This is a genomic window from Shewanella sp. HN-41 (genome assembly GCF_000217915.1).
Lineage (GTDB): Bacteria > Pseudomonadota > Gammaproteobacteria > Enterobacterales > Shewanellaceae > Shewanella.
In genome coordinates, this window is the sequence record NZ_AFOZ01000014.1 from 1 (window position 1) to 13,563 (window position 13,563).

A 13,563-nucleotide genomic window follows, 5' to 3' on the forward strand; every position below is an offset into this window, starting at 1 on the left:
AAAAGCGAGGGAATAATCCCGTTGAGTTCGTTTGGTTGTTGATTTCATTACACTCTCCAAATAAAGATTGAAAAGTGTCAACGCTATTTAGGACGGGTCAAAGGCATTAAAAAAGGCTTTCTATCTGGATAGAAAGCCTTTTTTACTCATACGTTAACCATCAAAGATAGCGCTAGGGTGTTTTTACAATATTGGCTACTTGTACCATGGCATCCCGAGCGGAGCGGCTCACTCCCGAGAGTTGGAAGAAACCATGGATCACCCCAAGATAACGGCGGCAGTGGGCATTTACGCCGGCATCTAACAGATTGCGAAACAGCTGCTCACCTTCATCGACGAGCGGATCAAATTCCGCCGTAATGATATGGGTTTCGGGCAAGCCCGCTAGATCATCGCTACGCAGTGGACTGGCTTCGACATCGGTTCTGGGGTGCCAATCGAGGTACATATCGAACCCTGTGAGCAAAGTATCGCGGGTGATTATGAATTTTTCGCCATTGTCGCTATAGCTCTGGCTCTTGGCGGTCGCATCCAGCATTGGATAGATAAGCACTTGTTTTTGCGGCAACCATTGTCCCTTTGCTTTTAAACGCAGGCAAGTGACTAGGGCTAAATGTCCCCCCGCACTGTCACCCATCAGGGTGATATTGGCGTTATTGCCACCCCATAGGTGGCAATGTTGATGCACTACATTGGCGGCATGGAAGGCGTCATCATGGGCGGCAGGGTACACATGTTCTGGTGCGAGGCGATAGTGAGCAGCAATCACTAATGCGCCCGCATCATTGGCGAGTTTACGCAGTTGTTGATTGTGGGTCTCAACCCCCACTGACAAAACAGCCGCCATGGTAGTAAATCACCACGGGTAAATCCTTTGCCGCCGAGGGTTTGAAGAGGGTCAATTCTACGCCATCGATTGAAACCGGTTGAACTTCAAACACCTCTTCAATCTCACCAGCTAATATTGTGCTATTGATATATCCTTGGCGCCGTTCTTCTATGGTCTGTTCCCGCACCGATGGGCACCCTGCAGCGATAAACTCGCTGACCAACTGTTTGATACCGTCTTCTAAATAGAGTTGGGCCATTTTTCCCCCTAGGATCAATTAGTACAGCCAAACTAGGCTATATAGCGTAGTAGCCGGAGTGTAGCTAGCATAGGATAAAATGGATAGCGCCTCGGTTAGAAAATGTTTATTGGGTACCATAATGCCATCGGAGCCGTCTGTTAGACGGCTTGGGACTCAGTGAATGGCAGTGCCAAGTGGGTCCTATCAATGCGTGTAGTCGCAATGAATACGGTTGCAATAAATATTTGCTGATTGAGCTAAATCGCTAAAGGTAACAAAATACTCGATTAGAACGATGGCTAGCGGCGTCGTGACCCTCTTCCCTAAGGTAGGATTTTTCGTGGCAAAAGTTCCTAAAACATTACAGCAACGCATGGGCATTGTGGCCCTCACTTGGCCGATTTTTGTCGAAACTTTGCTGCAATCCTTACTTGGGATCAGCGATATTTTTATGCTCAGCCATTATTCCGATAATGCGGTTGCGGCGGTGGGGCTCACCACTCAACTGATGTTCTTTATGATGGTGATGTCCATGATGGTGAGTACGGGTGCCAGCATTTTGATCAGCCAGAACAATGGTGCCGGCAAAGTACAACAGGCAACCGATGTTGGGGTGGCGAGTGTCGTCCTGAGTCTGGCCCTTGCCCTGCTAATGGGTCTATCGATGTTTTTTGGCGCTAGGGGCATTATCCATTTATTTGCCCTCGAGCCCCATGTGGCGGGCTTTGCCTACGATTATTTAGTCATTTGTGGCAGCTTGAGCATAGGTTTAGTGATGAACATTGCCTTTGCCGCCATTTTGCGTAGCTATGGTTTTACCCGCTCGGCCATGTTAGTCACCTCTAGCACTGGCTTGCTGAATGTTATTGGTAACTATATCGCCCTGTTTTCTCCCTTTGGCATACCCGTTTATGGGGTAACAGGCGTGGCGATTTCCACTGTGACCAGCCAAATTATCGGTGCCTTGATTATGCTGGTGGTGATCCGCAGTAAAAAGATCCCACTGCCGATGCTGCGACTTAAGCTATTACCCCACAGTACCTATTGGAGCGTGATGCGTATTGGCCTGCTCAATGCTGGCGAAATGCTGTCCTACAATATGGCGCAGATGACCATCATCTATTTTATTAGCCAGATGGGTACCCTATCGCTCACGGCCTACACCTATGGGTTGAACATCAGTCGTTTTATCTATTGTTTTGCGGTGGCACTCGGGCAGGCGACACAAATTCAGACCGGATACTATGTTGGCAAACAATGGTTTGAGGAAATCACCACTCGAGTGCAGCGTTACTGCCTAGTGGGCTTTGTCGCCTCACTCGTCATCGTATTAGTCTTCTATTGGCAGCGATTCACTATCGTCGGTTGGCTGAGTGAAAATGAGGATGTCATCCAGCTAACGGCATTATTGCTGGCGGGTTCTATCGCCCTCGAAACGGGGCGGGTGTTTAATCTGGTGATTATCTCGGCCTTAAAAGGTGCGGGTGATGTGGCATTCCCCGTGCGGGTTGGTCTCTTCAGCATGTGGGGCATAGGGGTCTTATTTGCTTGGTTATTTGGCCTGCACTTAGGCTACGGGGTGCTCGCCGCTTGGCTTGCGGTCGCCGCCGATGAGTGGATTCGGGGTCTGATCATGGTGCACCGCTGGCGATCACTCCGCTGGCAACGCTTTACCCGAATTCCACCCGCGGCGGAAGTGCAGTGATAAGTGTGAAGCGCAAGCGCAGCCACTATCTAGTTAGTCGCTGCGTTTTTTGCTTGAGAAGTTTAGGCTTGCTGCTGCAACAGGGTACGGCACAGCTTAATAAAGTCCGATGAGGTGACGATACCAAGCACTTTTTTATCGGCATCGACGACGGGCAAACAACCGAGTTTGTTTTCAATAAAATATTCCACCACGGCAGTCAAAGGCTCATCGGCGGTTAAGTGTTGAAACTCTTTGTCCATTACCGTGGCAATGGGGGTGTAGCGTTCCTTGCGGTCGAGCGCCCCTTGGCCGTATTTGTTCAGCATAGACAAGACGCTGGCGATCATTTTTTTATGGGTGAGTACGCCAACCAGAGTGCCATCAATTTCGGATATCACAGGTAAGTGGCGCACGCCGCGGGTTTGCATAAGATGATGGGCATCTTTCAAGCTGGCACCATCGCTAATGCAAATTACGCTCGGGCTCATAATATCGCTGACTTTCATCATATAAATTCCTTTCTTGCATCGCTCATTTGCTGGCTAGATTGCCGTAATATGGGCAGAACTATTTGACTCACCCTTCACCTTTTCGATGGTAGCAGTTTCCGCTTCCACTGTGCCAGCTCTGGATAAATAAAGTACGATGTCCAGTATAAGTTTTTGAATTAAAAGAAATCATAAAAGGCTGACAAAGATGTCACAAATGTGTAACAGTGATGTCTCACAATCTGGGTCTCATTAGACCTCATACCAGTGAAGCGAAATCTAACAAGGGAATAATAATAATGAATCGTACCGTGACTCGTCGTGATTTTTTGGCTATGTCGGCCAAAGGTGTTGGTGTTGCAGTGATCTCCTACGGCCTAATGGGCTGTAGTGACAGTGATGATGATAAATCTGTACCAGCGCAGTTTTTACATGGGGTGGCCAGTGGCGATCCTGCCCCCGATGCGGTGATCCTCTGGACTCGTGTTACGCCTGAATCCGAGGGTGATGTGAAAGTGAGTTGGCAAGTGGCAACGGATGCGGTCTTTGCCCAATTAGTGACCACTGGGGAGATGGTCACTAACGCGAACCGTGATTATACGGTCAAGATTGATGCCCGAGGTTTACGCGCGGGGCAAAACTACTTCTACCGCTTTATGACGGGCGGTAAAACCTCCGAAGTGGGTAAAACCCGCACGCTACCTGAGGGGGATGTGAGTTCTGTGAAGTTGGCCGTGATGTCCTGTGCTAATTTCCCTGCCGGTTATTTTAACGTCTACGAGTTAGCGGCGGCGCAGGATGACTTAGATGCTGTGGTGCATCTTGGGGATTATATCTATGAATATGCCCGCGGCGGTTATGCCAGTGAACACGCCGCAGAGCTTGGCCGTGAAGTCTTACCCGCCAATGAGTTACTGACTTTGAGTGACTACCGCACCCGTTATGGCCAGTACCATGGTGATGCGAGTCTGCAAAAGTTACACGCCAAAGTGCCCTTTATTACCGTATGGGATGACCACGAAGTGGCCAACGATACCTGGCACGATGGCGCCGAGAACCATAATGAAGGTGAAGGGGATTTCACCGTCCGTAAAGAAGCGGCACTGCAGGCATACTTCGAGTGGCTACCTATTCGCCCATGGCGCGAAGGTAACCATGAAGAGATTTACCGCAGCTTCAGTTACGGTAATCTGGTTGACTTGCATATGCTCGATACCCGCGTATTGGCCCGTGATAAACAGCTCGATTATGCCGATTATATGGATGCCACCACAGGGGCATTCGATGGCGAGCGTTTCCTTGCCGATGTGACTTCGACCTCGCGTACCTTGCTTGGTTTGACTCAGCTATTATGGCTGCAGGGCACTCTGTTACAGGCAACGGGTAAATGGCAGGTTTTAGGGCAACAGATCTTAATGGGTAAGATGTCCTTGCCAGCGGCGATTGCGACCCAGCAACTGAGCATTCCTCAATTTGCCATGTTAGGGGCATTAGCTAAGTTAGCCGCGCGTGCGGCGGCGGGAGATCCCACTCTTACCGCCCAAGAGCTGCAATATCTGCAAGCCAATCAAGCCCTGTTAACGCCCGAGGTCATTGCCCTACTGCAATTACCTTCAATTCCATACAATTTAGATGCTTGGGATGGTTACGCCTATGAGCGTGAGGTGATTTTAGGCACGGCCAAATCGAAAAATCACAATCTAGTGGTGATCGCTGGCGATACCCATAATGCCTGGGCAAATGAACTCAATGATGTCAATGGTGACACTGTCGGGGTTGAGTTTGCGACCAGTTCAGTCTCTTCTCCTGGGCTCGAATATTACTTAAACCTGCCGGCGGAGCAAATTCCAGCGACAGAAGCGGCGATTGTGGAGTTAGTCGCCGATCTTAAGTATGCCAACCTTAAGGATCGCGGTTTTATGACGCTCACTTTCACCACGGAGGAGGTGCGCAGCGATTGGCATTATGTGGACACCATTTTGTCTAAGGATTTCCAAGCCGTCACCGCCCGTAGTTATAGCGCCAAGACCAAAGCTGGCGAGCATAAAATTACTGCTATCGTCTAGTCCATACTTTGCATTGCTCCTTCTTGGCCACCTTAGGGTGGCCTTTTTTGTTCATTTTGTCCTTAAAATGCAAAATAATCGGCTGCTACCCCGCAAGTTGTTACTATTACTGCAGCACTGTGGTTTTTTTTGGTATAAAATTCGCTCCCAAAATTCGGCGGTTGCCTACACTTGCTAGGACTCTTGTGAAGAGAATGCTGTTCTCGTGTTTTGGACGCCGAACAGATCTACTAGGTAAAAGCATTCGCTTTAGTCACCTAAAAATAATTATCACGATGGGGACGGTGTCATGTCAGAAAAGTATTTTGTTACCGCACAGCAACTGCTGGAAGATTCATTTCTATTAGCTTCGCAAGTGTACGAGAGTGGTTTTCGTCCACAGTTTATCGTCGGAATTTGGCGTGGCGGCGCTCCAATCGGGATCGCAGTTCAAGAATTTTTCGATTTTAAACAAGTCGAAACCGACCATATTTCTGTGCGCACTTCTTCCTACTACGGTATCGGCACCGACAAACAAAACAAAGAAATCAAAGTGCATGGTTTGCACTACATTGTTGAAAATGCCAATGCCAGCGATGCGCTGCTGATTGTGGATGATGTGTTTGATTCTGGTCGTAGTATCCACGCATTAAAGGAAAAATTAAGCCAACTGATGCGCTTAAATATGCCACAGGATATTCGTATCGCTTGCCCTTACTACAAGCCTAAAAATACCGCAGTGCCTTTAAAGCCAGATTACTATATCCATGCCTCTGAAGACTGGTTAGTGTTCCCACACGAAGTGACGGGCTTAACCCCTGAAGAAATTGCCGAAGGTAAGGGCGATTTAAAAAATATTCAGCATCTTTTTAAGTAAAAATAAATGACTTAAAAAAGCGTTAACGGTATTCCGCTAACGCTTTTTTGCTTTTATGGCCTATAGATCCATGCAGTTTGCATAGTAAGTGACCGTCGCTGGCCAGTCGGAGAACACCCCAATCACACCCACATCCTTAGCTAACACATCGAGCAATTCATAGGTATCGCCTTCGTTATCTATGGCATCTGTGATGCTTTGATAGTACCAACCGCCGCCATTTTTCAATAATCCCGAACGCTCCAGCGACCAAGTGATGATTTTTAGCCCCGCAGCTTTGGCTGCCTTAGCATATTCCGAAGGGATAATTTTCTTATCCGCATCTAAGGTGACTAATACCCAGAGTGGCGGCGCAATAATTTCCACGCCTTGGGCCTTTAAATCCGCCATTGATGGCGACCAAGTGGCCGAGTTTTGTGGATCAAAACCGCTGTTATAATCGTATCTATCATCGAGATATACCGCCTGTTTAGCAAATTCAGGCGCGTTGGCCACCCAGTATTTGATGTCCTCTAGGATAAATGACTGGGGGAATACTTGCGAAGCATCGACGCCCGCCGCGGTATATTCATCCAACATTTTTTGGGCGTAATCCTGCTGCGTAAAGCCATCGAAGGGCATAGACACGCTTGCGGCCTTTAGTTCTGGTGTCATCTTCACGCCAGCTTTTTTAAACATTTCAATGCTTTCGGCATGGGTCATCAAGGTTCCGTTACCCGCATAGAGGTCGGTGCGCCACCTAGGCGTCGCATTCATAAATTCCTCAACGGTTGTCGCCTTAGGATTTTCTCCCTCCATCTTGCCCCTCAAGGTTTTAAATTCGGCCAAGGTGATATCGCTAGTGCAGCAGGTCGCCGAAGCATTGACGCCATTGGCCGGATCGGCAGGAGTGAAGGGGGCCGAGCATTTATTGGCCAGTTCTGGTACGGCTAAAATGTTGGTCGTGCTGGCAAGATCGCACTGGGAGTGGCGGCAAACTAAGGCTTTATCGGCGGTAAAGGTCACATCGCACTCGAGTATACCCGCGCCCGAGTCAATGGCCGCCTGGTAAGATTCCTTCGTATGCTCAGGAAATTGCATTGGTGCGCCACGGTGGCCGATAGCAAACTCGCTGCGGTAAAAATGGTCGCTGCTGCATTGTTCCAAGCGGGTTTTAAGTGTGCTGTCTTGCATTTGGCGCACGAGAAATAGAGGTCTCTCACCGACTTGTGCAGGAACGGGTATGGCTGCGGGTGGGGTTGCTTCTGTGTTGTTATCGTCACTATTACAACCGGCTAATAAAGCGCTCAAAGCGATTAACAGGCCGAGTGGGTACGACGAAGTAGGGCGTAGTCTCATCAGATTTACCTTTAAGTAATGGTATAACTTACTAATATTCATCAAAAACTCTAAAGTGTTAATGTGACTGAATGAGCCTATTTTTATGACATAAACAAGAATATATACCGTCAACGAGACGATTATTTTTGACATTAGCTATCGCGCCATATTGAGATAAACTGACATAGGTGGCGAAGTGTTTGGCGGATGTGATAAAGCGGCTTTAGGCCACGGTAAATGGCGCTGGAGGATCTACTCCCCTAAGCGAGCATGAATATTTTCACTCGAACGATCTTTCTTCGCCGAAATCAAGTAAACTGCGCTCCTTTTGTTTTATGATGAGCGTTTGGTTCGCTTGATAAGACAAACGTGACAAGCATCATTTAGGAAATAGAGCAGAATGAGCAAGGGCAAAAAATACGATTTTCGCGTGGCACAGGGCGACAACGGTTGGAAAACTGAAATAACCCGTCGCATGACTTCAACTAAAACGGTTGTGTCTAAAAGTCATGATGGCTTTGCAACCGAAGCCGAGGCGCAAGCTTGGGGTCAGGCCGAGTTACAAGTGTTTTTAGGTACATTAGCCGAGCGCAATAAGCGTCGCTCAGAAAAACAGGCTAAGGCAAAATTGGCGGCTGCATTAGCGGCTGAAGCGGCAACCGATGCCGATGATTTTGATGACGAAGACGATTTCGACGAAGAATAGTCGTGAGCTGTTACTGTTTATCAAACAAAAAACCTCCATTGGAGGTTTTTTGTTTTCAGTCTTCAAACGGAATATCTACTCGAGTAATTCCATTAGGCTTTTAGCTTAAAGCTGCCCTGCATAATTGCCCAATGGCCAGGGAAACTGCAGAAAAATTGATAAGCTTCCGTCGCGCTCATGCCCGCAGTGCTAAAAGTCACTGAGGTCGATTCGCCACCACCCACTAAAGCAGTGTGAGCGATAACGCGACTGTCATCGGCTTTTACATAGGCTGCATCGGCACCCGCACTCATACCATCGGTGGCAACGGCAGACATATCAGCGGCTTTAGTTAGTACCCAGTTGTGGCCCATGGCCGCTTTTGGCAGGGTACCGGCGTGCGTTAGCGTGAGTGTCACTTCTTTACACGTTGCAGGAACAGACAGCTCTTTAGTGTCAAATTGCATCGCGTCTGTTGCAGCAATCTTGAGTTCACATTCGTTAGCACTCGCCTGGCTGGCGACGAATAATCCTAGGCCGAGTAGGCTAGCGCTAGTCATATTACGGAAAGTGGTGCTTTTCGCTTTCATCTGATACTTCCTTATTTTGAACAAGGGTAGCCGAGCCATTTTGGCTCGACCGTGCGCCTGCCAGCATAGAGAATCTTTATTAAATGGGAATGAATTCGGTATGTAAATTATGTATATGCAACTTTAGGTTGAAAGCTGCATCGTTATTGATTGCTACATCGTTAGCGGCGAAATCTTGCTAGGTGCTAGAGTTGACAGTTCCTGCCTATAGGGAATGGCGCGCTGGGCGCCTTCGCGGGTGACGGTAATCGCTGAGGCGGTATTGGCAAAACCCACCGCGGCGGCAATCGACATGCCTTCACTTAAGCCAACAACCAGTGCACCATTGAAGGTGTCGCCCGCGGCGACTGTGTCTATGGCTCGCACTGCAAGGGCTGGGATTAATCCGGTAAAGCCCGCACTGCTGATAAATGCACCTTTGCTGCCTAAGGTAATCACCACAGTCGTCACGCCCTGTTGATGTAGCAGCTGGGCGGCGAGTTTGGCATCTTCTTCGTTATTGACCTCAATGCCCGTCAGCGCTTCGGCCTCGGTTTCATTCGGGGTAATAATGTCCACCCATTTGAGGTAATCCAGTTCCGAACTGACGACGGGCGCGGGATTGAGCACTGTCGTTATGCCAAGACGTTTGGCGGTTTGCAACGCGTGGCTCACCGTCTCCATCGGCGTTTCGAGTTGGATCAGCATGAATTGGGCATTGGCAAACAGCGCGTAATGTTTGTCTAGCTCAATGGGCGTGAGGTTTGCATTGGCGCCAGCGGCGATCCCGATGGAGTTTTCCCCATTATCGGCGACAAAAATCATCGCCGTGCCCGTGTTCATATTGGCGATTTGGGAGATCCCATCGATTCTAATCCCATCCTTGAGCCAGCTTGCGCACATTTCATTACCGACACTGTCTTGGCCTAAGTGGCAGATAAAATCGATTTGTGAATGGGGATGGCTTAAACGTGCACAGGCCACGGCTTGATTGGCACCTTTGCCGCCGTGTTCTAGTCGATACTCGCGGCTCATCAGGGTTTGTCCCGGCGCAGGAAGGTATTCAAATTTCATCACATGGTCGGCATTAGCACTGCCGATAACGAGTATCTGACTCATAGAGGACTCACTGTCGTTTTCATCTGCGATTGAGATAAGTTGCATCATAGACATTTAAGCTGTCCACCAGTAAATCGACAAAGCCTTGCCTGTTGAGTCCAAACAGGACGGTCGCATTGGCGGGCTTGTCCGTGAGTTGATAGCGATCGACCACAGTCATCCCAAGCGTTAACTCGCTTTGGGTCTCGATCCCAACCCAGCAGTCTTGGGCGTCAAATAATTCGGGTTTAAGCAGCCAGGCGATAGTGCAGGGGTCGTGCAATGGCGCGCCAACAAAGCCCCATTTAGGATCCCTGTGGTAAATCATAAAGAAATCCAGCAACTCGGCGACACACTTAGCGATAGGGTTAGAAATGGCGCGAATACGTTCGATATCTTCATCCATAATTTGTGCCTGATGGGTGACATCGAGGCCGCACATGGTAATGGGGATCCCAGATTTAAAGACAATATCGGCGGCTTCGGGGTCGACAAAAATATTAAACTCGGCGGCAGGCGTCCAATTGCCGACACCTGCGGCGCCACCCATCAGGACGATACGTTCGATTTTGACATGTAATTCAGGGTGGCTTGCCAGCAGCAGCGCAATATTGGTCAGTGGCCCCGTTGGTACAAGCGTCACTGGCTTATCACTTTGGCGAATTTTCTCGGCCATCAGCTCGACGGCATTGAGTGTTTGTGGCGCAAAACTGGGTTGTGGCAGCGCAGGACCATCGAGCCCCGTTTCACCGTGAACGTTATCGGCAATCATCAGCTCCCGCGCGAGTGGTTTAACCGCGCCGCCTGCGACAGGAATATCACCGCGATTTAACAGGGTTAAGATCCGCAGGGCATTATTGAGGGTTTTATCCGGCGTTTGGTTACCGGCGCTGGTGGTCACGGCAAGCGGGTTCAGCTCTGGATGGGCGAGGGCTAAGATGAGTGCAATGGCATCGTCATGGCCGGGATCGCAATCTAAAATAATCGGGCGACTCATACTGTTACTCCTGTAAACAGCTGAAATGGAGGCTTAGAATAGCACGCTGGCTATCGGCTGCTAGCCTACACTTGGTTCTGGGGGGCAAAGTGTGAGCTTTTTCCGATTTTTATCAATAGGCTGTTACAATAGTCACGCTTAAGTGGTTACTAAGATAGACATCTAATACTTTAAAATCATGGAATGATAAGGAAGTTCTGGCGTGTTGATTCATCGCAGTAAGTTAGACCCTAGCACGCCAGCGCGTGTCTTAGGGAGGCTCGAAGTACTGTGTTCCCCGTTTACATACCCAAGCTACCTTAAGATATGGTTTTCAGCACAAACTTAAGCCGATCCTCGAGTCCTTATCAGGCAAAGTGGCGCAACATATTCAGCAACGACAGGGAAATAAGTTATGCAGTCTTATTCTATACCTCGACCTTTGGCATTAGTGGCGGCCTTGTTCGCCCTGCAATTAACGGCTTGTAGTCAGCCTAAACCCTTAACCGTATTCGAAAATGATAAGGAATCCTTATTGCAGTTTGATAATGGCAAACTGATCCAATTTAAGGAAAAACCGAGTCCGCAATATCGGCATATTCCCTGTGATTTACCCGCCGTCAAGACTGTGGTTACCAACAGTTCGGCCTTCGCGGCGTTAACACAATCCGCTGAGGTGATCACCTGGGGCGACAGTTATGCTGGCGGTGATAGCCGTGAAGTGACAGAACAACTTAAGCAAGTGAAGCAAATCGTCCCGGTTAAGGACGGTTTTGTCGCGCTGCGCCAAGATGGCACTGTAGTGTACTGGGGTAATGCTGGGAAATTCAGCTTAGATAAAGCCCTACAAAACCGGATGACCAATATTACCAAGTTATTTGCCAACCAAGAGGCCATTGCCGCCCTAGATGCCAAGGGTAAAGTGTACACTTGGGGTTATGGCCCCTACGGCGGCAATAGCTTACATGTGCAGGATCAATTGGTGGATGTGGTCGATATCTTTGCTAGAGGTCGCAGTTTTGTCGCCCTTAAAAAAGAGGGCAGCGCTGTGGTTTGGGGGCAGATTGAAAGTTCGACCAATATGAAAAAGTTGCTCCCACAACTGACGGATGTTGTGAAGATCGAATATTTTCAAAACACCTATGCCGCCTTGAAAAAGGACGGCACTGTAGTGAGTTGGGGTTGGCGCAGTGACGCCTATCCTATCCGCAGTGCTCTTAAGGATGTGGCGAGTATCACTGCAAACAATTGCGCCTTCGCGATTCTAAGCCCAATGGGGGACGCGCATTTCTGGGGGGATGGCATTAACTGTGGCGTCGATTGGATTAAAAAAACCGATATCACAGGAGTAAAGGAGATTATCAGCGTTGGCCCTGGTTTCTTGTTACTACGCGACAAGGCCGTGCCGCAAATTGTGGCCGATGATACTGATTACGCTTATATGTTTGGGTTCCATGATGCCCAAGCCATTCTTGATAAATATTGGCAGGAAGGCAGCAAAATTACCTTAGGTCCAGCCTCCTTCGTGTTCACGCGTCCCGATGGCAAAGTCGTGCCCGTCGGTTACCGGGCAAACCTGAAAAATGTCGAGCAGTTGATTGAACGTATCCCGCGCCTCACTTGGTTAGCGCAGGCAAATGATGGTTTTGTGGGGATCGGTGAAAAGGGAGAATGGGTCTCTTGGTCGATGAATCAGGCGATGTTCGACGAGTCGCTAGTACAACCTGCCGATTCCTTGGTGATTAAGCCGCTGGATTTTACGCCTGTTGCCCAATGTGAAACCCCGGAGCAACGTCAGGCCATTTTAAGCAAGGAAAGGCCGCAGCGTAAAATCAATTGGTCATTTGATTAAGTAGTATTTTAGTTTGATGGATTTACCGTCACCGCGCGGGTAAGTGGCATATTCCCCTGTTATTGGGGGTGCTGCGGAGCTTATTGCTGCTAAAGTTGTATTTGGCGTGTGTTTTTAACTATTTTCCTTCTAGATTCTTCGCTAGAATACAGGATGTTTTCTATTCAATTTCATAATTCGCTTAGATTTAGCGATACAAGGATGATAAATATGAAATTAGCATTGGGTGCTCGGGTGGGTGTGCTTCAAGGCATAAGTGTATTGCTGCTCTGTAGTTTAATGGGGTCTGAGTCGGTACAAGCGACCTCAGATATGCCTCGAGGTGAGGGTTATGCCCCCCATAACCATGTATTGCCTGTCTTTGGTCAGCAGCTAGGATTTAATCTCCCAAGTGGTTGGAAACAAGCCCATTACGAAGAGCGTGCCGGTGTATTTATGGCGGAGTTTGTGCCGGAGCTGGAAGCGCTAAATCAGTGGAGTACACTGTTTTGTGTGCAGGGCTTTCGGGATATGGCCCAGAGTGTTAATCCTGAACAGTTTTTAGATGCGATGGCCGCCACCTATCAATCCTCCTGTGAGGGGGAAGTCGTGTACCAAAAGTTAGGTAATACCGAAGTGGACGGACACGAGGGATTCCATGCCATCTTAGGTTGTACGGCCATGGTCAATGTCCACGGTGCGACTCAGTTTAATCCTGAGGCCTACACTTCGAACCCCCAGGGAGAGATTGGCTACTATACCGTTGTTAATGGTGAGAAAGACCTGTACTTACTGCATAAGTCGATGCGTGGCGACGTTTTTTCTGCGGATAAACCACCACTGCAGGCGGCCAATAGTGCAGACTTTATCTCCGCCCTAGGGCCCTTTTCATTGAAGTAGCTGACGTCCTTAGTGTG

At 48.9% G+C, this 13,563-nt stretch carries 11 protein-coding genes and 1 pseudogene; 6 read left to right on the top strand and 6 right to left on the bottom strand.

The annotated features are described in order from the left end of the window. Positions 1-172: 172 nt before the first annotated feature. A pseudogene (locus SOHN41_RS02695) lies at positions 173-1,088 on the bottom strand (alpha/beta hydrolase). Positions 1,089-1,410: 322 nt separating this feature from the next. On the opposite strand from SOHN41_RS02695, the gene SOHN41_RS02700 reads away from it, so the two are divergent. Further along, positions 1,411-2,775 (top strand): MATE family efflux transporter, encoded by a 1,365-nt coding sequence (locus tag SOHN41_RS02700; RefSeq protein WP_007645327.1) that lies wholly within the window; start codon positions 1,411-1,413, stop codon positions 2,773-2,775. Between the two features lie 62 nt (positions 2,776-2,837). Here SOHN41_RS02700 and SOHN41_RS02705 read toward each other — a convergent pair whose 3' ends face one another. Further along, on the bottom strand, positions 2,838-3,263 hold the full coding sequence (locus SOHN41_RS02705) for an HPP family protein (RefSeq protein WP_037458106.1): 426 nt from the start codon (positions 3,261-3,263) through the stop codon (positions 2,838-2,840). Positions 3,264-3,544: 281 nt separating this feature from the next. Between SOHN41_RS02705 and SOHN41_RS02710 the strand changes: the two genes are divergently transcribed. Both SOHN41_RS02710 and SOHN41_RS02715 read left to right on the top strand, forming a co-directional pair. Further along, on the top strand, positions 3,545-5,311 hold the full coding sequence (locus SOHN41_RS02710) for an alkaline phosphatase D family protein (RefSeq protein ID WP_007645329.1): 1,767 nt from the start codon (positions 3,545-3,547) through the stop codon (positions 5,309-5,311). Between the two features lie 289 nt (positions 5,312-5,600). Then, positions 5,601-6,167, top strand: coding sequence for a phosphoribosyltransferase (locus SOHN41_RS02715; RefSeq protein ID WP_007645330.1), 567 nt, complete (start codon positions 5,601-5,603; stop codon positions 6,165-6,167). A gap of 60 nt (positions 6,168-6,227) precedes the next feature. Here the strand turns inward: SOHN41_RS02715 and SOHN41_RS02720 are convergent, their stop codons facing one another. Next, the gene (locus SOHN41_RS02720; RefSeq protein ID WP_007645331.1) at positions 6,228-7,505 is read right to left on the bottom strand and encodes a glycerophosphodiester phosphodiesterase family protein; all 1,278 of its coding nucleotides are present in this window, start codon (positions 7,503-7,505) and stop codon (positions 6,228-6,230) included. Positions 7,506-7,887: 382 nt separating this feature from the next. Here SOHN41_RS02720 and SOHN41_RS02725 point away from each other — a divergent pair, with 382 nt between their 5' ends. After that, positions 7,888-8,193: a DUF3622 domain-containing protein gene (locus tag SOHN41_RS02725; protein WP_007645332.1), complete on the top strand. Its 306-nt coding sequence runs from the start codon at positions 7,888-7,890 to the stop codon at positions 8,191-8,193. A 92-nt stretch (positions 8,194-8,285) separates the two neighbouring features. Here SOHN41_RS02725 and azu read toward each other — a convergent pair whose 3' ends face one another. The 3 genes from azu to rihA all read right to left on the bottom strand — a co-directional run bounded on the left by azu (position 8,286) and on the right by rihA (position 10,836). Continuing rightward, positions 8,286-8,762, bottom strand: coding sequence for an azurin (azu, locus tag SOHN41_RS02730; protein ID WP_007645333.1), 477 nt, complete (start codon positions 8,760-8,762; stop codon positions 8,286-8,288). Between the two features lie 153 nt (positions 8,763-8,915). Then, a complete protein-coding gene (gene rbsK, locus SOHN41_RS02735; protein ID WP_037458108.1) occupies positions 8,916-9,860 on the bottom strand; it encodes a ribokinase in 945 nt (314 codons plus the stop codon). 19 nt (positions 9,861-9,879) lie between these two features. Next, entirely contained in the window at positions 9,880-10,836 is a 957-nt protein-coding gene (gene rihA / locus SOHN41_RS02740; protein WP_007645335.1) for a pyrimidine-specific ribonucleoside hydrolase RihA, read from the bottom strand. 394 nt (positions 10,837-11,230) lie between these two features. Between rihA and SOHN41_RS02745 the strand changes: the two genes are divergently transcribed. Both SOHN41_RS02745 and SOHN41_RS02750 read left to right on the top strand, forming a co-directional pair. Continuing rightward, complete coding sequence (locus SOHN41_RS02745) at positions 11,231-12,667, top strand: hypothetical protein (RefSeq protein ID WP_007645337.1); 1,437 nt, start codon at positions 11,231-11,233, stop codon at positions 12,665-12,667. 210 nt (positions 12,668-12,877) lie between these two features. After that, entirely contained in the window at positions 12,878-13,546 is a 669-nt protein-coding gene (locus SOHN41_RS02750; protein WP_007645339.1) for a hypothetical protein, read from the top strand. Positions 13,547-13,563: the final 17 nt, after the last annotated feature.